Raw genomic sequence first — 22,069 nt, forward strand, 5'->3', positions numbered from 1 at the left:
ATGCACATGCTCTCTCGTCGGCAAATGCTGCTGGCCACTGGCGTCCTGGCCGCCGGCACCTTGCTCGGTGCCCAGGCCGCGCCGGCGCCGTTGCGGGTCTGGCGCTACAAGGGTTCGGCCGCGTCCTTCCTCGCCGATGCCGGGCAGGCCGACACGCCTTACCCGGTGGAGTGGGTGGACATCGGTGGCGGCAACCTGGTGCTCGAAGCCTTGACCAGTGGCCACCTGGACTACGCGTTCATGAGCGAGATCCCGCCGATTTTCGCCTCGATTGCCAAGGTGCCGCTGGCGCTGGTCGCCGTGTTCAAGGGGGACAACAACGACAGCGGGATCGTGGTCAAGAAGGGCTCCGGGATCCGCCGCATCGCTGACCTCAAGGGCAAGACCATCAGCTACGTGCGGGCCACCAACACCCACTACTTCGTGCTCAACATGCTGCGCCAGAACGGCTTGTCCCTGGCCGACGTGAACGCCGTGCCGTTGCCGGTACAGGACGCCCTGACCGCGTTTCGCAACGGCCACATCGACGCGCTGGCCACCGGCGGGATCAGTGCCTTGCAGGCCGCCACCCAAATGGACGGCGAACTGCTGGAAAACGTCAGTCGCTACTACTCCGGCAATTACGTGATCGCCACCACCGAGCAGGTACTGGCCGACCCATTGCGGCGCAGCCAGATCGGCGACTTTCTGCAGCGCGAAAAGGCCACCTGGGCCTGGGTCGACGCCCACCCCGAGCAATGGGCACGACGCAGTGAAGCGCTGACCGGCATCGACCGCACGCTGTACCTGCGCCAGTTCCGCCAGCGCAGCCAGCCGGCGCGGCTGGTCGGCATCGACGACAGCGCCATCGCCTCGCAGCAACAGGTCGCCGACCTGTTTTTCGAAAACCGCCTGATTCGCCAGAGCGTCGATGTCCGACCGCTGTGGCGCAACGACTTCAATCCTCTTCTGAACAGTTGAACTGCCATGAAATCCAACGCTTTCGTTTCGACGCTGCAACGCGCACCGCTGGTGTTTGCAGGCTTTGCCTTACTGCCGGTGTATGCCGCCACCAATGACACCCTGGACACCGTGATTGTCACCGGCTCGCGCGGCAGCGAGGCGCGCACCGTCACCAGCAGCCCTTCGCCGATCGATGTGATCAGCGCGCAGCAACTGGAAAAAACCGGTGCCAACAGTTTGCGCACGGCCTTGCAGAAAACCCTGCCGTCCTTTTCGCAACGGCCATCGGGGACCTCCAACGACAGTATCGCCAGGCCCTACAGCCTGCGCGGCCTCAATGGCTCGAACGTGCTGGTGCTGGTCAATGGCAAGCGCCGGCACAACAGTGCGGTAATCAACCTCGATTCCACGGCGGCCTACGGCACCAACCCGGTCGACCTGGACATGATTCCGATCAGCGCCATCGACCACATCGAGGTGCTGCGTGACGGTGCCTCGGCGCAATACGGCTCGGATGCGATCGCCGGGGTGATCAACATCATCCTCAAGCAAAACGACAACGGCGGCTCGGCCAGCACCTCGTATGGCGAGTACACCAAAGGCGACGGCGGCACCATCCGCCAGACCCTGAACAGTGGTTTCCAGCTGCCCAACGACGGCTTTTTCAACGTTTCCCTGGACGCCAAGTCACAACAGACGGCCGTGCGCGCGCGCGACGCCACCGGCTCGTTCTACTACCGGCAACCTGACGGGTCCGCCGACCCCCGTGAGGCGACCGCCGACAAGGACGTGCAAAAAAACGGCCTGCCGAAAATCAAGGCCGTGGGCGTGGCCTACAACGCCGAACTGCCGCTGGATGACGTCACCCTGTACTCCTTTTCGACCTTGACCCGGCGTGATGCGCGGGGCGGGCAGAATTTCCGCCGGCCCAATTCGACCAACATCATTCCCGAGATCTACCCCGACGGCACCGCGCCGTTCTACACCCTCGACGAGACCGATTACCAGGTGGCCGCCGGCGCCAAGGGCGCGGTGGCCGACTGGAACTGGGACTTGAGCTCGACCTTCGGCCGTGACAAGGGCGAGGCGGGCGCCGATGAAACCCTCAACGCGTCCCTGGGCCCGTTGAGCCCGACGCGCTTCGACAGCTACACCAATTACTTTGACCAGTGGACCAACAACTTCGACCTGACCCGCGCGTTCGAGGTGGGGTTGAGCAAACCGCTGCAAGTGTCCGCCGGCCTGGAACACCGGCACGAGCGCTACAAGACCGAGTCCGATGATCCGCTGTCGTTCATCAACGGTGGCTACATCTACCCCTCGGGCCCGTTGCGTGGCCAGCCGGCGGCGGTCGGCGCCCAGGGCGCGATCACCCTGACGCCGGAAGACGAAGGCCAGGCCAGCCGCAACAGCTATGCGACCTATGTGGATGTCGGGCTCAACCCGACCGAAAAATTCTACGTCGGCGTGGCGGGGCGCTTCGAAAGCTATGACGACAGCGCCGGCAACACCACCAGCGGCAAGCTGTCGCTGCGCTACGACTTCACGCCCGAGTTCGCCATTCGCGGCACCTTGAGCAACGGTTTCCGTGCACCGTCGTTGTCACAGTCGGTGTATGCCCAGACGGCCAACCAGTACACCACGGTCAATGGCGTGCCGCAGTTCGTCGAGGCCAAGTCGGTGCGCGTCGACTCACCCTTGGCCAAGGCACTGGGGGCTGAAGACCTGAGCCCGGAGAAGTCGCGCAACATCAGTGTCGGCTTCGCTTGGAAGCCGTTGCCGGAAGCCAGCGTCACGCTCGATGCCTATCAGATCGAAATCAAGGACCGCATCGCCCAGACCGGCTTCCTGTTCGGCAACGGGGTCGACCAGATCCTGGTGGCCAACGGGTTCCGCCCGGGTTACCGGGTCAAGTACTTCACCAACGCGGCGGACACCACCACCCGCGGCGTCGACCTGGTCACCGACTACCGCGTCGATTACGGCGCCTGGGGCAACGTCAAGTACGGCCTGGCGTTCAACTACAACAAAACCGACATCGACAGCATCAAGTCGACGCCGGCCGCGCTCACCGCCGTGGGCAGCAACCTGGAGCTGTTCGACCGGGTGGCCCAGGGTTACCTGACGGTGGCCAACCCCAAGACCAAGCTGATCCTGAGCGCCAACTGGAAGATCGACCGCTTCGACATCAATACCTCGGTCAGCCGCTACGACAAAGTCATCGCCCGGGACGTGAACCCCGATTTCGACGTGACCTATGGCGCCAAGTGGCTCACCGACCTGGAAGTCGCCTACAACCTGACCGATAGCCTGAACCTCGCCGTCGGCGCCAACAACCTGTTCAACGTCAAGGCCGACAACAACGCCTACCCCAACGGCGATATCAACGGTTTTCCGAAGTTCGGCAGCATTTCGCCGTTCGATCCCTACGGGGCCTTTTGGTACACCCGCGTGAGTTACAACTTCTGATGAGGATCCCGACATGAGCCAGGACAACAGACAAATCATTCTGGGCGCCTTCATTCCCAGCGCCGGTATCCAGGGTTCCGCCTGGCGCCATCCGACGGCGGCGGGCGACTCGTTCCGCGACTTCGAACACTATCGCTGGATCGCCGAAAAACTTGAAGCCGCGCGTTTTCATGCGTTGTTTTTCAACGACACGGTGAACGTCGACCTCGACCCGCTGGCCCTCGCCAGCGGCCCCAACAGTGTGCGCTGGGACCCGTTGGTGCTGCTGCCGGCGCTGGCCCTGGCGACCCGCCATATCGGCTTGATCGCCACCGCCAGCACCACCTACAACGAGCCCTACAACATCGCCCGCAAGTTCGCCTCCATCGACCACCTGAGCGGCGGGCGCACGGGCTGGAACCTGGTGACGTCGCTGGGCGGTGGCGAAAACTTCAACCTCGACGCGCACATCCAGCACGCCGACCGCTACGAGCGCGCCGAGGAGTTTTACGACGTGGTCACCGGCCTGTGGGACAGCTGGCAGGACGATGCGTTTGTCCAGGACAAGGCGTCCGGGCGCTGGCTCGACGTCGACAAGCTGCATGTGCTCAATCACCACGGCAAGTACTTCCAGGTCCAGGGCCCGCTGAACGCGGCGCGCCCGGTGCAGGGCTACCCGGTGATCGCCCAGGCCGGTTCGTCGGACTCCGGCAAACGCCTGGCGGCGCGGGCCGGGGAGCTGATTTTCACCGCCCAGCACACGGTCGAGCAGGGCCAGGCGTTTTATCGCGAGATCAAGCAGAGTGCCCAGCGCCTGGGGCGCAACCCGGAACATTTGAAGGTGCTGCCGGGGGTGTCCACGGTCATCGGCAAGACTCAGGCCGAGGCGCAAGACAAATACGACCGGCTGCAGGAGCTGCAAGACCCGAAATCCTTCCTGCGTTCGATCTCGCGCTTTACCAGCCTGGGCTTCGACCTGTCCGAATTGCCGTTCGATTCGCAGGTGCCGTTGCCGCCCGAGCACTTCGACACCAACACCCACAAAAGCCGGCAGAAACTGGTGTTCGACCTGATCCGCCGGGAGCGCCCGACGGTGCGCGAGTTGTTCAACAAACTCACGGCCGGTGGCCACCGGATCTTGATCGGCACCCCGCAAAGCATTGCCGATGATTTCCAGGAGTGGTTCGAAAACGGTGCCGCCGACGGCTTCAACGTGATGTTTTCCGGCTTGCAGCAGGGCATTGGCGATTTCGTCGACGGCGTGGTGCCGGAGTTGCAGCGGCGCGGCTTGTTCCGCCGTGAGTACCAGGGCAAGACCCTGCGCGAAAACCTCGGTTTGCCCTACATCGCCAACCGCCATGCCGGGCAGAGCCTGCAACCGCTTGCAGAGGTTCAGTCATGAGTGAGCGGTTCAAGGACAGCCAACCCGCGCGCTGGCTGCAATTCTCGGCGCCGATGCTGGCGCTGTTGCTGGGCGCTTGCGGTGCGCCGCCAGATGCCGCGAGCAGCGCGGTGGCGGCCAAACCCCAGAGTGGCGGCACGCTGCGGGTGGCGCTGGAAGGCGATCCGCAATGCGTTGACCCCCAGCAGGCCGGCAACAACACCGCGCTGAATGTCGGGCGGCAACTGGTCGATTCGCTGACCGACCAGGACCCGCTCAACGGGGCGATCGTGCCGTGGCTGGCGCAGCGCTGGGAAGTCGACGCCGACTCCCGGCGCTTCACCTTCCACCTGCGCGGGGGCGCCAGCTTCAGCGACGGCACGCCGGTGGATGCGGCGGCGGTCAAGGCCAACTTCGAAGGCGTTGCCGCCCTTGGCGCACGCTCGGTCCTCGGCTCGACCTACCTGGCCGGCCTGAAGGGCATCGAGACACCGGACAGCCAGACGGTGGTGGTCGAGTTCGAGCAACGGAACGCACAGTTCCTCCAGGCCACCTCGACCATGACCCTGGGCCTGTTGTCCAAAGCGACCCTGGGCCTGGCGGCGGGCGAACGCTGCCAGGGTCAATTGGTGGGCTCGGGGCCTTTCGTCCTGAAATCCTTCGTGCACAACCAAAGTGTTTCGCTGCAACGGCGCGATGCCTATGACTGGGCTTCGTCGCTGGCCTCGCACACCGGCAAAGCCTGGCTCGACGGCATTGAATACCTGATCATTCCTGAGTCCGGCGTGCGCCTGGGAAGCCTCGCGTCCGGCCAGATCGATGTGAACACCGGGGTGGCGCCGCAGGATGAACCAAGCATCGAGCGCCAGGGCCTGGTGCTGTTGACCCGGGCCAATCCCGGCGTGGTGTACAACCTGGCGCTCAACGAGTCGACGCCACTGTTCGCCGACATCAAGGTGCGCCAGGCGCTGAACAAGGCGATTGACCGGGCCGAACTGCAAAGCATCATTTCCCGCTACCAGAAACCGGCCAGCGCCTTGTTGGCCAGCAGCACGCCGTTCTACCGCGAGTTTTCCAGCCTGCTGGCCTACGACCCGGACGGCGCCCGACGCCTGCTCGACGAAGCCGGCTGGCAACCGGCGGCGGACGGCATCCGCGCCAAGGACGGTCAGAAGCTGTCGTTCCGCCTCGATTACTGGCAGCCGACGCCGATCCTGGAACTGGTCCAGCAACAGTTGAAGCGGGTGGGCATCGACCTGCGCCTGAACAAGTCGACCATCAGCCAGGTCACCGCGCTCCAGGCCAGCGGCGACTTCAGCCTGCGCTTCCTCAATCTGACGCGCGCCGATCCCGACGTGCTGCGCACCTTGTACGACGCGGCCGGCTACAACATCAACCAGCGCCCGCCGGGCGAGGTGGATCGGCTGCTGCGCGAGTCCGCCGAGACCCTCGACAGCGGCAAGCGCCAGGTCCTGATCGATCAGGCCAGCGAGTTGCTGCTGCGCGACGGCCATGCGATTGCGCTGATTGAGCTGGCGACGGTCATGGCCCACGGCAAAGCGGTGCACGGCCTGCATTACGAGGCGTCATCGCGGTTGCAGTTCTTCGACACCTGGTTGCAGCGATGAGGGCAAGGCGATGAGTGATTCCCTGACGGTCGCGAACCCGGCCCTGGCACGGCGCCGGGGCTCGGGTCTCTGGCGATATCTGCTGGCCCGTGCCTGGCAGGCGCTGGTGGTGCTGTGGGCGGCGTTCAGCCTGTCGTTCCTGATTCTCTACGCGCTGCCCAGCGATCCGGTGAGCATCATGCTCAACCAGAGCGGCGAGCAGAGCACGGTCAATCAGCAACAGGTGGCGGCGCTGCGGGCGCAGTACCACCTCGACGAGCCTCTGGCGGTGCAGTACGGCATTGCACTGTGGCGGGCGGTGCAGCTGGATTTCGGTGATTCGATCCAGACCGGGCAACCGGTGTCGCGGTCGTTGGCCGACGCCTTGCCGGCCACCGCCGCACTGACCTTCCTGGCCCTGGCGGTGGCGTTGGTCGCCGGAACCGGCCTGGCCCTGGCCGCCAGCGTGACGCGCCGGCAGTGGTTGCGCGATCTGCTGCTGGGCTTGCCGGCCCTGTCGGTGTCGTTGCCGACGTTCTGGGTCGGGCTGTTGCTGTTGCAGTGGTTTTCCTTTGGCTGGCACTGGTTTCCGGCGATGGGCAATCAGGGGCTGGCCTCGCTGGTGCTGCCAACCCTGACGCTGGCCATTCCCACCAGTGCGGTGATCGCCCAGGTCCTGGCCCGCTCGCTGGCGGCGACCCGTGGCCAGCCGTTTGTCGAAGCCTTGCGGGCCAAGGGGCTGGGGCCGGTGCGCCTATTGCTGGTGCACTTGCTGCACAACGCGCTGATCCCGGTGCTGAGCCTGTCGGGGGTGATCGTCGGTTCACTGCTGGCCGGTTCCGTGGTGACTGAAACCGTGTTTTCCCGCGAAGGCGTCGGGCGCCTGGCGCAAGCGGCCGTCAGCACCCAGGACATTCCCGTGGTCCAGGGTGTGGTGCTGCTGGCAGCGCTGATTTTCATTGTCGTCAACCTGTTGGTGGATCTGTTGTATCCGCTGCTGGACCCGCGTATCCGCGCCACTGCTACAGGAGCCAGGGGATGAGCGAAGGAACGATCAAGACACTGCCGATCCCGGGCCGCACGCGGCTGCTTTCGGGCGGCTCGGCAACGCTGTGGCGCGTCGTGCGTCGCCGACCGCTGCTGCCGCTGGGCCTTCTGGTGCTGCTGTGGGTGCTGGGCTGGGCGCTGTGGCCGCAGCTGTTCACTCACTACGATCCATTGCTCGGGGTGCCTGCCCAGGCCGTGCAGCCTCCGTCGCTGGCGCACTGGTTCGGCACCGACCATCTGGGCCGCGACTTGTACAGCCGCACGGTGCACGGCGCGGCGCTGTCGTTGCGGGCGACGCTGCTGGCGGTGGTCATCGCCTTGTTCAGCGGCATTGTGCTGGGTGTGCTGGCGGGTTTTTTTGGCGGTTGGCTGGACGCCGCGCTGATGCGCCTGGTGGATGTGCTGATGGCGATTCCGGCGTTGCTGCTGGCCATGGCGGTCATCACCGTGCTGGGTTTCGGCACGCTGAACATTGCCCTGGCGGTCGGGCTGTCATCGGTGGCGACCTTTGCGCGACTGGTCAGGGGCGAGGTGCTGCGCTGGAACGCCAGCACCTTCGTCGAGGCGGCGTCCGCCTGCGGGGTCGGGCCCTGGACCATCATTGCCCGGCACATTCTGCCCCACGCCAGTGCGCCGGTGCTGGCCCTGGCCGCGCTGGAGTTCGGCAGCGCGGTGCTGGCGGTGTCGGCCTTGAGCTTTCTCGGTTTCGGCGCGCCACCGCCGCAACCGGAGTGGGGGCTGCTGGTGTCGGAAGGGCGCAACTACATGGTGTCGGCCTGGTGGTACACCAGTTTGCCGGGGCTGGTGGTGGCGACCGTGGTGGTGGCGACCAACCAACTGGCCAGGGCCATTCAGGATAATCAGGGAGTCAGCCGATGAGTGATCAACCGCAACCCTTGCTGCACGTGCGCGACCTGCGCATTGCCTACCACGGCCGCGACGGGCGCACAGAAGGCGTGGCGGGCATCGATTTCCAGCTGCGGGCGGGGGAAATACTGGCGATTGTCGGCGAGTCCGGCTCCGGTAAATCCACCACGGCCGCCGCCTTGATGGGGTTGCTGGCCGCCAATGCGCGGATCGAAGCCGGCAGCATCCGGCTGGCGGGGCAGGAGTTGACCCAGGCCAGCGAGCGGCAGTGGCAGGCGATTCGTGGCCGCCGTGTCGGCTTCGTGCCCCAGGACCCCGGCCTGTCGCTGGACCCGGTCAAGCGCATCGGCAGTCAGTTGATCGAAGCGCTGACCCTGCACGGCATGCCCAAAGCCCTGGCGCGGTTGCGCAGCCTGGAATTGTTGCGCGAGGTCGGCCTGGCGGATGCCGGGCGGGTCTTTCGCGGCTATCCCCATCAACTGTCGGGGGGCATGCGCCAGCGGGTGTTGATCGCCATCGCCCTGGCCAATGACCCGCCACTGATCATCGCCGATGAGCCCACCAGTGCACTGGACGTCGGCGTGCAACGGCAGATTCTCGACCGCTTGCAGGCACTGGCGCGGGAACGCGGCACCGCCGTGTTGTTGATCACCCATGACCTGGGGGTGGCACTGGATCGCGCCGACCGGTTGCTGGTGATGCATCAGGGGCGGATCGTCGAGGCCGGTGACGCCCGGCGGGTGTTCCAGGCGCCGCAACACGCCTACACCCGGCAATTGCTGCAGGCGGCGCCGAGCAGCGTGGTGCAGCAACGGCGCCATCCTGCGGTGGCCGCGCACGGCGAGGCCCCCCTGTTGGAGGCAAAGCACCTGAGCAAGGATTTTTCCAGCTGGCGCAACCCCGGCCCGGCGGCGGTCGATGGCGTGTCGTTCCATGTGCCCCGGCGCGGCACCACCAGCCTGGTGGGGGAGTCGGGGTCCGGCAAATCCACCACCGCGCGCTTGATCCTCGGCCTGGAACGGCGCGACGCCGGCAGGGTGACGTTCGACGGCCAGGACATCAGCCAGGTGTCGAGTCGCGAGTGGCTGGCCCTGCGGCGGCGGATTCAGGTGGTCTACCAGAACCCCTACGCGTCGCTCAATCCACGCTTGACCCTGGCGCAGATCATCAGCGAACCCTTGCAAGCCTTCGCGATCGGCGATGCCAACGGGCGCCGGCAACGGGCGGCGACCCTGCTGGAACAGGTGGAGTTGCCGGCGAGGCTGCTCGACAGCCGCCCTGGCGAACTGTCCGGCGGTCAACGCCAGCGGGTGGCGATTGCCCGGGCCCTGGCGCTGGAGCCGGAACTGCTGGTGCTCGATGAGCCGCTGTCGGCGCTGGATGCTTCGGTCCAGGGGCAGATACTCAAATTGCTGGGCGAATTGCAGGCGCGGCTGGGCCTGAGCTACCTGTTCATTTCCCACGATCTGGCGGTCGTGCGGCAAATCTCCGATCAGGTGGTGGTGATGCAAGCCGGGCGCGTGGTGGAGCAGGGGGCCTGCGAGCAGATCTTCCAGTTCCCGGCCAGTGACTACACCCGTGCGCTGCTGGCCGACGTCCCTGGCCAGCGCTACCCCCTCGAAGGTGCCAGCCACTTGCCCGAACTCGATGCGGCAAGGGCCTGAGCGGCGCTCGCGCCAGGCCCTGAAACCTGAGGGCCTGGCCGGCGAGTGATCACACCAGGTGCTCGGGTTTCACCGGGTCCCCCGATTTCATATTCAGCTGGACCCGCACGTCTTCGAACATGGCGTCGTAGTGGCTGTGTATCGAGCCAATGCTGCTCTGCGCCTTGGGAATGCCGTATTTCTCGGCGATCTTCGTCACGTTGCTGGCGAAGTTGTACGCCTGGTCCTTGGGCAGGTAAAAGGTCTCCTTGAGCTCCTTGCCCTGGATGCTGCCGTGCATGGTGAACAGCATGCCCTTGCCTTCCTTGGGGTCCTGGGTGACTTCATAGTCGATACACAGGTTGTAGCTGACATCATCCTTGTTCAGCGCATGGCGCTCGATGTGCAGGTGACCGGGCTCGAACGTGGCCATTGTCGTTTCTCCTTCGAAGGCTTGGAGAAGGGCAGACCCTGGATCTGCCCCCGTAGTTTCTTTTTTATACGTAACTGATGCCGGGTTTCGCCGTACTGATACGGGTGCCGGCCTTGCCCTGGACGATGGCTTCGATGTCCGCGAGCGAGCCGATCACCGCAACCTTTCCAGTATGGCGGGCAAACTCGCAGGCTGCCTGGACCTTGGGACCCATGGAGCCGGCGGCGAAGCCCAGTTGTTCAATTTCATCCGGGTGGGCCTGGGCAATGGCTTTCTGCGTCGGCTTGCCGAAGTCGATGAAGGCCGCGTTGACGTCGGTGGCGATCACCAGCAAATCGGCCTCAAGCTGTTCGGCCAGCAGCGCCGAACACAAGTCTTTGTCGATCACCGCTTCCACCCCCTGGAGCTTGCGGTTTTCATCGTACAGGGTCGGAATGCCGCCACCGCCCGCGCAGATCACAATGCTGCCCTTGTCCAGCAGCCATTTGATCGGACGGATTTCAAAGATGCGTTTCGGTTTGGGGCTGGCGACTACACGGCGGTACTTGTCGCCATCCGGGGCAATCGCCCAGCCTTTTTCGGCGGCCAGTTTTTCCGCCTCGGCCTTGGTGTAGACCGGGCCGATGGGTTTGGTGGGGTTCTGGAACGCGGGGTCGTTGGCGTCGACTTCAACCTGGGTCAGCAAGGTGGCGAACGGCACCTCGAAGGCCAACAGGTTGCCCAGTTCCTGTTCAATGATATAGCCGATCATGCCTTCGGTTTCGGCACCGAGCACGTCCAGCGGGTAAGGTGAAACCGAGGTGTAGGCCGCCGCTTGCAGTGACAACAGGCCGACTTGCGGGCCATTGCCATGGGCAATCACCAACTGGTTGCCGGGATGGATCCTGGCGATCTGTTCGGTGGCGAGCCGGATATTGGCGCGCTGGTTGTCCGCGGTCATGGGTTCACCCCGGCGGAGAAGGGCGTTACCGCCCAGTGCAACGACGATACGCATGATGCAGTCCTTCTGAGTTCGGTGATCCTGTAGGAGCTGCCGAAGGCTGCGATCTTTTGATTTTGATATTCAAAAAACACAGTCAAAAGATCGCAGCCTTCGGCAGCTCCTACAGGTCAGTGATTGATCATAGAGTCATGATCGCTCTTTACAGATCAGCCAATGTCGACACCAGAATCGCCTTGATGGTGTGCATGCGGTTTTCCGCTTGCTCGAAGGCGATGCAGGCCGGCGATTCGAACACGTCATCCGTGACCTCGATGCCGTTCTTGAGGTGCGGGTACTGTTCGGCAATCTGTTTGCCGACCTTGGTGTCGCTGTTGTGGAACGCCGGCAGGCAGTGCATGAACTTGGTGCGCGGGTTGCCGGAGGCCTTCATCAGTTCGGCGTTGACCTGGTAGGGCAGCAGTTGCTGGATGCGCTCGGCCCAGGCTTCGACGGGCTCGCCCATCGACACCCAAACGTCGGTGTGGATGAAGTCCACGCCCTTGACCGCCGCTTTCGGGTCATCGGTCAGGGTGATGCGGGCACCGCTTTCCGCGCCGTATTGTTTGCAGCGCGCCACCAGGTCATCGGCCGGCCACAGGGCTTTAGGGGCACAGATGCGCACGTCCATGCCGAGTTTGGCGCCGATCAGCAGCAGCGAGTTGCCCATGTTGTTGCGCGCATCACCGAGGTACGCGTAGCTGATTTCGTGGATCGGTTTGTCGGCGTGTTCGCGCATGGTCAGCACATCGGCAATCATTTGCGTGGGGTGATACTCATCGGTCAGCCCGTTGAACACCGGCACGCCGGCAAACTTGGCCAGTTCCTCGACGATTTCCTGTTTGAAGCCCCGGTATTCGATGGCGTCGTACATGCGCCCCAGCACGCGGGCGGTGTCTTTCATGCTTTCCTTGTGGCCGATCTGCGAGGAGTTCGGGTCGATATAGGTGACGTTGGCGCCCTGGTCATAGGCCGCGACTTCGAAGGCGCAGCGGGTGCGGGTCGAGGTCTTTTCAAAGATCAAGGCGATGTTGTTGCCCTTGAGGTGCTGCTGCTCCGTGCCGGTGTACTTGGCGCGCTTGAGGTCGCGGGACAGGTCGAGCAAATAGCGCAATTCGCGGGCAGTGTGGTGTTCCAGGCTCAGCAGATTGCGGTTATGGATGTTGAACGCCATTTTGGATCTCCTAAGGTTTTGGTTAACCCCTGGCCACGCGAACCAGGGTTTACAGGTTAGTAGTCAATCGGGTCACGGATGATCGGGCAGGTCATGCAATGGCCGCCGCCGCGCCCACGGCCGAGTTCGCCGGCGCTGATGGTGATGACCTCGACCCCGGCCTTGCGCATCAGGGTGTTGGTGTAGGTGTTGCGGTCGTAGCCGATGACCACGCCGGGCTCCACCGCCACCACGTTGTTGCCGTCGTCCCACTGTTCACGTTCGGCGGCGAAGCTGTTGCCGCCGGTTTCGACGACGCGCAGGGCCTTGAGGTTGAGGGCCTGGGCCACGGTGTCGAGGAAGTTGGTGTCTTCGCGACGGATGTCGATGCCCCCTTGCTTGCTCTCGTCCGGGCGCAGGGTGAAGGCGACGATCTGGTTCACCACTTCCGGGAAGATGGTCACGACATCGCGGTCGCAGAAGCTGAAGACGGTGTCCAGGTGCATCGCCGCGCGGGATTTGGGCAGGCCGGCGACGATGACTTTTTCCACGGCCTTGTGTTGGAACAGGTTCACCGCCAGTTGGCCGATGGCCTGGCGGGATGAGCGTTCGCCCATGCCGATCAGCACCACGCCATTACCGATCGGCATCACGTCGCCGCCCTCGAGGGTGGAGTTGCCGTGATCCTTGTCCGGGTCGCCGTACCAGATCTGGAAGTCGGCGTTGGTGAACTGCGGATGAAACTTGTAGATGGCCGTGGCCAGCAGGGTTTCCTGGCGGCGCGCCGGCCAGTACATCGGGTTGAGCGTCACGCCGCCGTAGATCCAGCATGTGGTGTCGCGGGTGAACTGGGTGTTGGGCAGTGGCGGCAGGATGAAGCTGGAGTTGCCCAGGAAGTCGCGGAACATCTGGATGGTCTTGCCACCGAAGCTGTCCGGCAGGTCATCGGCGGACACGCCGCCAATCAGGAACTCGGCGATCTGGCGGGGTTCGAGGCTGCGCAGCCAGGAGCCCGTTTCGTTGATCAGGCCCAGGCCGACCGAGTTGGCCGTGATCTTGCGTTGCAGAATCCAGTCCAGGGCCTCGGGGATGGCTACGATATCGGTCAGCAGGTTGTGCATTTCCAGCACATCGATGTTGCGTTCGCGCATTTTGGTGACGAAATCGAAATGGTCGCGCTTGGCCTGGGCCACCCACAGCACGTCATCGAACAGCAACTCGTCGCAGTTGTTCGGGGTCAGCCGCTGGTGGGCAAGGCCGGGGGAACACACCATGACTTTGCGCAGTTTGCCGGCCTCGGAGTGGACGCCGTACTTAACTTTTTCCGTGGTCATTACAGTAATCCTCCAAACGAAAAAGCGGTCGTTACAGGGTCAGGAAGCCGTCATAAAGACCATAGGCCGCCACCAGGGCGCCCACGACGACGGCAGCGAAAATCAGTTTCTCGATGTGGGTGAACACCGGTTTGTTGGCTTCAAGCTTGGCTTTGGCGAACAGGATTGCGCCGGGGGCGTAGAGCAGGGCGGACAGCAGCAGGTACTTGACGCCGCCGGCATAGATCAGCCAGATCGCGTACAGCAGGGCGATCGCACCGATGAACAGGTCCTTCTGGCGTTCGGCCGCGGCGTTTTCATAACTGTCGCCACGCACCGCCAGCAGGAACGCGTAGGCCGCCGACCACAGGTACGGCACCAGAATCATCGAGGTGGCGAGGTAGATCAGCGACAGGTAGGTACTGGCCGAAAACAGCGTGATGATCAGGAACAGCTGCACCATGGCATTGGTCAGCCACAGGGCGTTGACCGGCACATGGTTGGCGTTTTCCTTGCGCAGGAACGCCGGCATGGTGTGGTCGCGGGCGGCGGCGAACATGATTTCCGCACACAACAGCACCCACGACAGCAAGGCGCCCAGCAGCGAGATGATCAGGCCGACGCTGATCAACACCGCCCCCCATTCACCCACCACATGCTTGAGCACGGCGGCCATCGACGGGTTCTGCAGTTTCGCCAGCTCCGGTTGGGTCATGATGCCCAGCGACAGCACGTTCACCAGCACCAGTATCAGCAACACGGTGATGAAACCGATCACCGTGGCTTTACCGACATCGCTGCGTTTTTCCGCGCGTGCCGAGAAAATGCTCGCGCCTTCGATACCGATGAACACCCACACGGTGACCAGCATCATGTTGCGCACCTGGTTCATCACGCTGCCCAGGTCGGGGTTTTTCAGGCCCCAGATGTCTGCCGTGAAGATCTCCAGTTTGAAGGCAAAAATCGCAATCAGTACAAACAGCAGCAGCGGTACGATTTTGGCGACCGTGGTCACCAGGTTGATGAACGCGGCTTCCTTGATTCCCCGCAATACAAGCAAATGCACGGCCCACAGCAGTACTGAGGCCCCGACCACCGCCGCCACGGTATTGCCCTCACCAAACACCGGGAAGAAGTAGCCCAAAGTGCTGAACAACAGGACGAAATACCCCACGTTGCCCAGCCAGGCGCTGATCCAGTAACCCCAGGCGGACGAGAAGCCCATGTAGTCGCCGAAACCGGCCTTGGCGTAGGCGTAGACACCGCCGTCCAGGTCAGGCTTTCGGTTCGCCAGGGTCTGGAACACGAAGGCCAGGGTCAACATGCCGACCGCGGTAATCGCCCAGCCGATCAACACGGCGCCGACATCGGCGCTGGCGGCCATGTTCTGCGGCAAAGAGAAAATCCCGCCACCGATCATTGAGCCGACGACCAAGGCGACAAGTGCACCCAGTCGCAACTTTCCAGGGGATTCAGACATGGCATGACTCCAGAGTGGGAGAAGAGTGAAAGCAGGTGGATTTGGGTTGCTATTCAATCAACTGACTTGGATCAACGGCGGGTAGCATCTGATGACTAATGAGTGGCCTGATAATAGTCAGACCAATACATTTATAGTCGTGAAGCCTTTTTAAAGAACGCTTGTAGAGCAGGGAGAGGATAATGTTAGTCCATTTAATTTTAGGCGCTAGTTCATTTTGTGGTGGGTAAAGAACTGTATTTTGGCTTCTAAAGGTACTTGTACAATTACAGACTGATCCGCAATTTCCAGTCCCCATTGATAGACTGTTTGGATATAAACAATGATGCACAGTGGCGTTGGTTAATAAACGTAATTACGCTTCATTAGTTCAGTTGGGTCGGCCTATACATGTTTCTCATGACAAGACGGAGAGGGTGCAATGTCGCAACCGACGCAAAAGCTCCGCTTGAGCGCGCTGATTGCCCTGGTGGTGGGATCGATGATTGGCGGCGGGATCTTTTCCTTGCCACAGAACATGGCAGAGCGGGCCGATGCCGGTGCCGTGCTGATCGGCTGGGGGATCACGGCCGTGGGCATGCTGACCCTGGCGTTCGTGTTCCAGACCCTGGCCAACCGCAAGCCGGAACTCAACTCCGGCGTCTATGCCTATGCCAAGGCCGGATTTGGCGACTACATGGGTTTTTCTTCGGCCTGGGGCTACTGGATCAGCGCCTGGCTGGGCAATGTCGGTTATTTCGTGTTGTTGTTCAGCACCCTGGGCTATTTCTTTCCGGTCTTTGGCCAGGGCAATACCCCGGTTGCCATTGGCTGCGCCTCGGTGCTGCTGTGGTCCGTGCACTTTCTGGTGATGCGCGGCATCAAGGAAGCCGCGTTCATCAATCAACTGACGACCGTGGCCAAGATCGTGCCGTTGCTCATGTTTGTCGTCATCGCTGCCGTGGCTTTCAAGGCCGACATATTTACCCGCGATCTGTGGGGTCGCAGTAACCCGAACTTCGGCAGTGTCATGGATCAGGTGCGCAACATGATGCTGGTCACCGTTTTCGTCTTTATCGGTATCGAAGGCGCGAGCGTCTATTCAGCCAGGGCCGAGAAGCGTTCGGATGTCGGCCGGGCCACGGTCATTGGGTTTCTTGGGGTATTGGCACTGCTGGTGATGGTCAACGTGTTGTCGCTCGGGATCATGAGCCAGCCGGAACTGGCTAACCTGCAGAACCCGTCGCTGGCGGCCGTGCTGGAGCACATCGTCGGCCCGTGGGGGGCGTGGCTGATCAGCGTCGGCCTGGCGATCTCGTTGTTGGGCGCACTGCTGTCCTGGGCGCTGCTGTGTGCCGAAATCCTCTTCGCCACGGCCAGGGACAAGACCATGCCGGCCTTCCTGACGCGGGAAAACGCCAATCATGTGCCGGTCAATGCGTTATGGCTGACCAACACCATGATTCAACTCTTCCTGTTGATCACGCTGTTTTCCGCCAGCACTTACACCAGCCTGATCTACCTTGCGTCCTCGATGATTCTGGTGCCTTACCTGTGGTCGGCGGCCTATGCGGTGCTGCTGAGCGGACGCGGCGAAAGCTACGAGTCGGCCCCGGCGGAACGGACCAAGGACCTGTTGATCGGTGGTGTCGCGCTGGGTTATGCGACCTGGTTGTTGTATGCCGGCGGGGTGAAGTACCTGCTGTTATCCGCACTGTTGTATGCGCCCGGAGTGATTCTGTTCGCCAAGGCCAAACATGAGCAGGGCTTGCCGTTGTTCACGACTGTCGAGAAGGGGATTTTTGCCTGTGTGGTCGCCGGTGCCGGGCTGGCGGCTTACGGCTTGTACAGCGGCTTGCTGTCGTTGTAAGCGAGTCGGCGCCGGCTTCTGCCGGCCACCACGCCACCAACGATTGTGGCGGCGCGATTGTTTGAATCTACACTCAACTGGGCCTGGCAAAGACCCGCCAGGTCGAATCTGCAAAAGGTTGGCCGCATGCAGAACAATCCTGGAGAACCGTCGGCGCGGGTGCTCGATCCGGTCGATCGCATCACCGAAGTGATTTTCGGCCTGCTCATGGCCATGACCTTTACCGGCACCATCAGCGTGGCCACCGCCGACCAGGAGGCCGAGCGCACCATGATGATTGCCGCGCTCGGTTGTAACCTGGCCTGGGGCCTTGCCGATGCGGTGATGTACCTGCTGCGAGCGTTGATCGAACGCACGCGTAACCGCACTTTGTTTGCCGGCCTGTGCAGCGGCGCCGATGCGGCCACCGGGCAGGCGCTGGTGGCCGATGCGCTGGGGCCGCGAATCGCCGCGGCCGCCGGTCCCGAGGGCCTGGAAGCCCTGCGCCTGCGCCTGATCGCCTCGCCGGCGCTGCCGCCCCGGTCGTTGCTGGACCTGGATGATTGCAAAGGCGCGCTCGGGGTGTTCCTGCTGGTCGTGGCCGCGACCTTTCCGCTGGTGGTGCCGTTCCTGCTGCTGGACCAGACGCAGCTTGCCGTACGCCTGTCCAACCTCATCGGCCTGGTGGTGCTGTTCGTGGCCGGCTGGATGCTGGCGCGGTACGCCGGGGCGAAACCCTGGCAGGGCGCCGTTGCGCTGGCAGTCACCGGCGCGTTGCTGATCCTGGCGATCATCGCCCTCGGCGGATAAACCGTCACCGATCGTCAGCCACTTGAATCCAGGAGGTGTGTCATGGCCAAAGGCAAGAGCAAGGGCTCCCTCGCCAAGCAGCCCGCCGAACGTGCGAAACTGAAGAACAAAGACTATCTGTCCAAACTGCGCGACCTGCATGTCGAGCTGGTCAAGTTGCAGGAATGGGTGAAGCAGGAAGGCATCAAGGTCTGCGTCATCTTCGAGGGCCGCGACGGGGCGGGCAAGGGCGGGACGATCAAGGCGCTGACCGAGCGGGTCAGCCCCCGGGTGTTTCGCGTGGTGGCCCTGCCTGCGCCAACCGAGCGCGAAAAGACCCAGATGTACTTGCAGCGCTATCTGCCCCACCTGCCGGCCGCTGGCGAAGTGGTGATCTTCGATCGCAGTTGGTACAACCGCGCCGGGGTCGAGCGGGTCATGGGCTTTTGCACCGAACAGCAGGCGGACAAGTTCCTCAAATCGGTGCCCCTGGTGGAACGGGCCATCGTCGATTCGGGGGTGATCCTGCTCAAGTACTGGCTCGACGTCAGCCAGCAGGAGCAGACCCGGCGACTGGAAGCGCGAATCGAGGACGGCCGTAAAATCTGGAAGCTGTCCCCCATGGATCTCAAGTCTTACGGCCGCTGGTACGACTATTCGCGGGCGCGTGACGCGATGTTCAAGGCGACCGATACCGAGTACGGGCCGTGGCTCGTGGCCAATTCCAACGACAAGCGGCGCACCCGCCTCAATATCATCAGCGACCTGCTCAGCCGCATCCCTTACAAGGCCGTGGCGCGTGCCAAAGTGACCCTGCCCAAACGGCAGAAACCCGGGGGTTATCGCGAGCCGGACTATCCGTTCAGGCACATACCTGAAAAATTCTGACGGTGCCTGTGCCCCCCGAGGACCCAAGTCCCATGAGCGAACCGGATGTTTCGCCTCCCGTACCCGAACCGGGCCGGATCAGGCGCAGCGATACCGCCGACCAGGCCGGCTGGGGTCGCTGGCTGCCGGGGTTGCGCACGTTGCGCAATTACAGGCTGGCCTGGTTGCAGCACGATCTGGTGGCCGGGCTGGTGCTCACCACCATGCTGGTGCCCGTCGGCATCGCCTACGCGGTGGCGTCCGGGGTGCCCGGCATTTATGGCCTGTACGCCACCATTGTGCCGTTGCTCACCTACGCGCTGTTCGGCCCCAGCCGAATCCTGGTACTGGGGCCGGACTCTTCCCTGGCCGCGGTGATTCTCGCGGTCGTCCTGCCGTTGTCCGGTGGCGATCCGCAACGTGCGATTGCCCTGGCCGGCATGATGGCGATCGTCTCGGGGGCGGTGTGCATCCTGGCGGGGGTCGCGCGCCTGGGTTTCATCACCGAGCTGCTGTCCAAGCCGATCCGCTATGGCTACATGAACGGCATCGCCCTGACGGTGTTGATCAGCCAGCTCCCCAAGTTCTTCGGCTTTTCGATCGAAGCCGACGGGCCGTTGCGCAACCTGTGGGCCATTGGCTCGTCGGTGCTGGAGGGAAAAACCAACTGGACCACGTTCATGATCGGCGCGGCCACCCTGGCGGTGATCCTGTTGCTCAAGAACCACAAGCGCGTCCCGGGGATCCTGATCGCCGTGGCAGGCGCCACCGTCGCCGTGGGCGTGCTGGACCTCGCCACCCAGGGCGTGGCGGTGCTCGGTTCGCTGCCGCAGGGCTTGCCGGCGTTTGCCATCCCGTGGATCAGCCGTGCCGACATTGTTCCGGTGCTGATCGGCGGTTGTGCCGTGGCCCTTGTTTCGTTCGCCGACACCAGCGTGCTCTCGCGTGTCTATGCGGCGCGGACCCAGACCTACGTCGATCCGAACCAGGAGATGGTGGGCCTGGGCGTGGCCAACCTGGCCGGCGGCCTGTTCCAGGGGTTCCCGATCAGCAGCAGTTCATCACGCACGCCCGTGGCCGAGGCGGCGGGTGCCCGCACCCAGCTGGCCGGCGTGGTCGGTGCGCTGGCGGTGGCCCTGTTACTGCTGTTCGCCCCGGATTTGCTGAAAAACCTGCCGACCAGCGCACTGGCGGCGGTGGTCATCGCCTCGGCCATCGGCCTGATTGAAGTCACCGACCTGCTGCGGATTTATCGCATGCAGCGCTGGGAGTTCTGGTTATCCATCGCCTGTACCGCCGGTGTGGCGGTGTTCGGCGCCATCGAGGGCATTGGCCTGGCCATTGTCATCGCGGTGATCGAGTTCCTGTGGGATGGCTGGCGCCCGTATTCGACGGTGCTCGGCCGCGTAGAAGGCATCCAGGGCTATCACGACATCAAGCGTTATCCGGATGCACGGCTGATTCCCGGCCTGGTGCTGTTTCGCTGGGATGCACCGCTGTTTTTTGCCAACGCGGAACTGTTCCATGACCGAGTACTGGACGCCGTGGCGGCATCGCCCACCCCTGTACGCTGGCTGGTCGTGGCCGCCGAACCGGTCACCAGCGTGGACGTGACCTCCGCCGACATGCTGGCCGAACTGGACGAAACCTTGCACGCGGCCGGCATCGAGTTGTGCATGGCGGAGATGAAGGACCCGGTCAAAGACAAGATGAAGCGCTTCGGACTGTTCGCACGGTTTGGTGAAGGGGTGTTTTTTCCGACCCTGGGCGTCGCGGTCAGCAGTTATCTCCAGGCCCATCCAACGGTGTCCAGGGACGGGCAGGATCAGGGTCGCGAGTGAGCAAGCGGGCAGGTGTCGATTTAGCGCCCCGGTACTGCCGTGGTCGTCAGCGTGTCGGCCTCGGTTACCCAGCCGCCGCCGGTGGCCTTGTACAGATCGATCATGGTGGTGAACACCGCGCCCCGGGTGCGGGTGTAGTTCAACTCGGCGTCAAACAGGCTGCGTTCGGCGTCCAGCACCTCGATGTAGCTGGTGTAGCCGTTGTCGTAGCGCAGCCGCGCAAAGTGTGCGTAGGTCCTTAGCGCCTCGACCTGGCCGGCCTGGAACGTCATCTGTTCGCGGGATTTGCTGGACGCGACCAGGGCGTTCTCCACATCGCCGAAGGCCGATTGAATGGCTTTTTGATAGGACAGCAGGGCTTGTTGCTGGAAGGCTTCGGCCTGTTGGACCTGCCCGGCGATGGCGCCACCGGTAAAGATCGGCATGCTCGACGCCACGCCATAGGACCAGGTCGCGGCCGGCCCGGTGAACAGGTTCGACAGCTGGTTGCTGACCGAGCCCAGCAGCCCGGTCAGGGAAATGGTCGGGAAATACTGGGCCTTGGCCGCGCCGATCTGCGCATTCGCCGAGATCAGGTTCAGCTCGGCCTGGCGCAGGTCGGGGCGGCGTTCCAGCAAGTCCGATGGCAAACCGGCGGGCACCGACGGCAGCGCCAGTTGCGCCAGTTCACGGCCGCGCAGGATCGGCCCCGGGTTGCGCCCCAGCAGCACCGCCAGCGCGTTTTCCTGTTGCGCGACCAGGGGCTCGAACTGGGCGACCGACGCCAGGGTCCGCTGGTATTCGGACAGGTTCTGCGCCAGTTCCATTTCCGAGATGACCCCGGCATCAAAACGCTGCTTGAAAATCCCGTAGGAGTCGCCCCGGACCTTGGCGGTGGTGCGGGCAATCTCCAGCTCCCGGTCGAGGTCACGCAGGGTCACGTAGCTGGTCGCCACCGACGACACCAGGCTGAGGATGACACTGCGGCGTCCTTCCTCGGAGGCCAGCAGGTCGGCGCGCGCCGATTCGTTGAGGCGCCGCAGGCGACCCCAGACGTCCAGCTCCCAGTTCACATTGAGGACGGCCTGGTAGTTGTTGAACACCGGATCGACCGACGAATCCAGGGGCACCGGCCCGTTGTCCCGTGGCGAGCGGGTGCGCTGACCCTGCGCGCCCAGCCCGACCTGGGGAAAGTACAGGGAGCGGGTTTCACCGTAGCGCCCCTGGAATTGCTCCACGCGCGCGGCCGCAATCTTGATGTCCTTGTTTTCCAGCAACGCGCTGCGGATCAGCGCGTTGAGCACCGGGTCCTGGAACTGCTCCCACCACAGCGTGTTGGATAAATTTTTTGCTTCCTTGTCCGCGTAGCGGTAGGCCGCCGGGGTATCGATCGGCGGCGGCTGGTAATCCGGGCCGACCATGCAGCCGGTCAGGCCCAGGCACAGCATCAGCGCAAGTGAGGGGTCGCGCAT

17 protein-coding genes are annotated in these 22,069 nt (G+C 63.4%); 11 read left to right on the top strand and 6 right to left on the bottom strand.

Annotated features, from left to right (window positions below):
- From F8N66_RS05140 to F8N66_RS05170, 7 genes are read left to right on the top strand one after another with little or no spacing between them, the layout of a single operon-like run.
- Nucleotides 1-960: an ABC transporter substrate-binding protein gene (locus tag F8N66_RS05140; RefSeq protein WP_150769142.1), complete on the top strand. Its 960-nt coding sequence runs from the start codon at nucleotides 1-3 to the stop codon at nucleotides 958-960.
- A gap of 6 nt (nucleotides 961-966) precedes the next feature.
- Entirely contained in the window at nucleotides 967-3,411 is a 2,445-nt protein-coding gene (locus F8N66_RS05145) for a TonB-dependent receptor plug domain-containing protein (RefSeq protein WP_150769143.1), read from the top strand.
- A 13-nt stretch (nucleotides 3,412-3,424) separates the two neighbouring features.
- A complete protein-coding gene (locus tag F8N66_RS05150) occupies nucleotides 3,425-4,792 on the top strand; it encodes an LLM class flavin-dependent oxidoreductase (RefSeq protein ID WP_150769144.1) in 1,368 nt (455 codons plus the stop codon).
- Nucleotides 4,789-6,399: an ABC transporter substrate-binding protein gene (locus F8N66_RS05155; RefSeq protein ID WP_150769145.1), complete on the top strand. Its 1,611-nt coding sequence runs from the start codon at nucleotides 4,789-4,791 to the stop codon at nucleotides 6,397-6,399. Before F8N66_RS05150 ends, F8N66_RS05155 begins: the two co-directional genes overlap by 4 nt.
- Before the next feature lie 10 nt (nucleotides 6,400-6,409).
- Nucleotides 6,410-7,420 (top strand): ABC transporter permease, encoded by a 1,011-nt coding sequence (locus F8N66_RS05160; RefSeq protein WP_150769146.1) that lies wholly within the window; start codon nucleotides 6,410-6,412, stop codon nucleotides 7,418-7,420.
- Nucleotides 7,417-8,304: an ABC transporter permease gene (locus F8N66_RS05165; RefSeq protein WP_150769147.1), complete on the top strand. Its 888-nt coding sequence runs from the start codon at nucleotides 7,417-7,419 to the stop codon at nucleotides 8,302-8,304. Before F8N66_RS05160 ends, F8N66_RS05165 begins: the two co-directional genes overlap by 4 nt.
- A complete protein-coding gene (locus tag F8N66_RS05170; protein ID WP_150769148.1) occupies nucleotides 8,301-9,956 on the top strand; it encodes a dipeptide ABC transporter ATP-binding protein in 1,656 nt (551 codons plus the stop codon). Before F8N66_RS05165 ends, F8N66_RS05170 begins: the two co-directional genes overlap by 4 nt.
- A 49-nt stretch (nucleotides 9,957-10,005) precedes the next feature.
- Here the strand turns inward: F8N66_RS05170 and F8N66_RS05175 are convergent, their stop codons facing one another.
- The 5 genes from F8N66_RS05175 to arcD (F8N66_RS05195) all read right to left on the bottom strand — a co-directional run bounded on the left by F8N66_RS05175 (nucleotide 10,006) and on the right by arcD (F8N66_RS05195) (nucleotide 15,293).
- A complete protein-coding gene (locus tag F8N66_RS05175) occupies nucleotides 10,006-10,368 on the bottom strand; it encodes a DUF5064 family protein (RefSeq protein ID WP_150769149.1) in 363 nt (120 codons plus the stop codon).
- A gap of 64 nt (nucleotides 10,369-10,432) precedes the next feature.
- On the bottom strand, nucleotides 10,433-11,362 hold the full coding sequence (gene arcC, locus F8N66_RS05180; protein ID WP_150769150.1) for a carbamate kinase: 930 nt from the start codon (nucleotides 11,360-11,362) through the stop codon (nucleotides 10,433-10,435).
- Between the two features lie 148 nt (nucleotides 11,363-11,510).
- Nucleotides 11,511-12,521: an ornithine carbamoyltransferase gene (locus F8N66_RS05185; protein ID WP_150769151.1), complete on the bottom strand. Its 1,011-nt coding sequence runs from the start codon at nucleotides 12,519-12,521 to the stop codon at nucleotides 11,511-11,513.
- Between the two features lie 56 nt (nucleotides 12,522-12,577).
- Nucleotides 12,578-13,834: an arginine deiminase gene (gene arcA / locus F8N66_RS05190; RefSeq protein ID WP_150769152.1), complete on the bottom strand. Its 1,257-nt coding sequence runs from the start codon at nucleotides 13,832-13,834 to the stop codon at nucleotides 12,578-12,580.
- Between the two features lie 31 nt (nucleotides 13,835-13,865).
- Nucleotides 13,866-15,293: an arginine-ornithine antiporter gene (arcD, locus tag F8N66_RS05195; RefSeq protein WP_150769153.1), complete on the bottom strand. Its 1,428-nt coding sequence runs from the start codon at nucleotides 15,291-15,293 to the stop codon at nucleotides 13,866-13,868.
- A 421-nt stretch (nucleotides 15,294-15,714) separates the two neighbouring features.
- Between arcD (F8N66_RS05195) and arcD (F8N66_RS05200) the strand changes: the two genes are divergently transcribed.
- From arcD (F8N66_RS05200) to F8N66_RS05215, 4 genes are all read left to right on the top strand, one after another.
- Nucleotides 15,715-17,142, top strand: coding sequence for an arginine-ornithine antiporter (gene arcD, locus F8N66_RS05200; RefSeq protein WP_150769154.1), 1,428 nt, complete (start codon nucleotides 15,715-15,717; stop codon nucleotides 17,140-17,142).
- Nucleotides 17,143-17,268: 126 nt separating this feature from the next.
- The gene (locus F8N66_RS05205; RefSeq protein ID WP_150769155.1) at nucleotides 17,269-17,931 is read left to right on the top strand and encodes a hypothetical protein; all 663 of its coding nucleotides are present in this window, start codon (nucleotides 17,269-17,271) and stop codon (nucleotides 17,929-17,931) included.
- Nucleotides 17,932-17,973: 42 nt separating this feature from the next.
- Entirely contained in the window at nucleotides 17,974-18,798 is an 825-nt protein-coding gene (gene ppk2 / locus F8N66_RS05210; RefSeq protein WP_150769156.1) for a polyphosphate kinase 2, read from the top strand.
- Nucleotides 18,799-18,830: 32 nt separating this feature from the next.
- Nucleotides 18,831-20,618 (top strand): SulP family inorganic anion transporter, encoded by a 1,788-nt coding sequence (locus F8N66_RS05215; RefSeq protein ID WP_150769157.1) that lies wholly within the window; start codon nucleotides 18,831-18,833, stop codon nucleotides 20,616-20,618.
- Between the two features lie 20 nt (nucleotides 20,619-20,638).
- Here F8N66_RS05215 and F8N66_RS05220 read toward each other — a convergent pair whose 3' ends face one another.
- Entirely contained in the window at nucleotides 20,639-22,069 is a 1,431-nt protein-coding gene (locus F8N66_RS05220; RefSeq protein ID WP_150769158.1) for an efflux transporter outer membrane subunit, read from the bottom strand.

Source organism: Pseudomonas fluorescens, assembly GCF_902498195.1.
In the GTDB taxonomy this organism is placed as follows: Bacteria; Pseudomonadota; Gammaproteobacteria; order Pseudomonadales; family Pseudomonadaceae; genus Aquipseudomonas; species Aquipseudomonas fluorescens_BU.

Bases quoted from the DNA above. Each gene is read 5' to 3' on its own strand.
- F8N66_RS05140 (WP_150769142.1), top strand. From the start codon at position 1: ATGCACATGCTCTCTCGTCGGCAAATGCTGCTGGCCACTGGCGTCCTG.
- F8N66_RS05145 (WP_150769143.1), top strand. From the start codon at position 967: ATGAAATCCAACGCTTTCGTTTCGACGCTGCAACGCGCACCGCTGGTG.
- F8N66_RS05150 (WP_150769144.1), top strand. From the start codon at position 3,425: ATGAGCCAGGACAACAGACAAATCATTCTGGGCGCCTTCATTCCCAGC.
- F8N66_RS05155 (WP_150769145.1), top strand. From the start codon at position 4,789: ATGAGTGAGCGGTTCAAGGACAGCCAACCCGCGCGCTGGCTGCAATTC.
- F8N66_RS05160 (WP_150769146.1), top strand. From the start codon at position 6,410: ATGAGTGATTCCCTGACGGTCGCGAACCCGGCCCTGGCACGGCGCCGG.
- F8N66_RS05165 (WP_150769147.1), top strand. From the start codon at position 7,417: ATGAGCGAAGGAACGATCAAGACACTGCCGATCCCGGGCCGCACGCGG.
- F8N66_RS05170 (WP_150769148.1), top strand. From the start codon at position 8,301: ATGAGTGATCAACCGCAACCCTTGCTGCACGTGCGCGACCTGCGCATT.
- F8N66_RS05175 (WP_150769149.1), bottom strand. From the start codon at position 10,368: ATGGCCACGTTCGAGCCCGGTCACCTGCACATCGAGCGCCATGCGCTG.
- arcC (WP_150769150.1), bottom strand. From the start codon at position 11,362: ATGCGTATCGTCGTTGCACTGGGCGGTAACGCCCTTCTCCGCCGGGGT.
- F8N66_RS05185 (WP_150769151.1), bottom strand. From the start codon at position 12,521: ATGGCGTTCAACATCCATAACCGCAATCTGCTGAGCCTGGAACACCAC.
- arcA (WP_150769152.1), bottom strand. From the start codon at position 13,834: ATGACCACGGAAAAAGTTAAGTACGGCGTCCACTCCGAGGCCGGCAAA.
- arcD (WP_150769153.1), bottom strand. From the start codon at position 15,293: ATGTCTGAATCCCCTGGAAAGTTGCGACTGGGTGCACTTGTCGCCTTG.
- arcD (WP_150769154.1), top strand. From the start codon at position 15,715: ATGTCGCAACCGACGCAAAAGCTCCGCTTGAGCGCGCTGATTGCCCTG.
- F8N66_RS05205 (WP_150769155.1), top strand. From the start codon at position 17,269: ATGCAGAACAATCCTGGAGAACCGTCGGCGCGGGTGCTCGATCCGGTC.
- ppk2 (WP_150769156.1), top strand. From the start codon at position 17,974: ATGGCCAAAGGCAAGAGCAAGGGCTCCCTCGCCAAGCAGCCCGCCGAA.
- F8N66_RS05215 (WP_150769157.1), top strand. From the start codon at position 18,831: ATGAGCGAACCGGATGTTTCGCCTCCCGTACCCGAACCGGGCCGGATC.
- F8N66_RS05220 (WP_150769158.1), bottom strand. From the start codon at position 22,069: ATGCGCGACCCCTCACTTGCGCTGATGCTGTGCCTGGGCCTGACCGGC.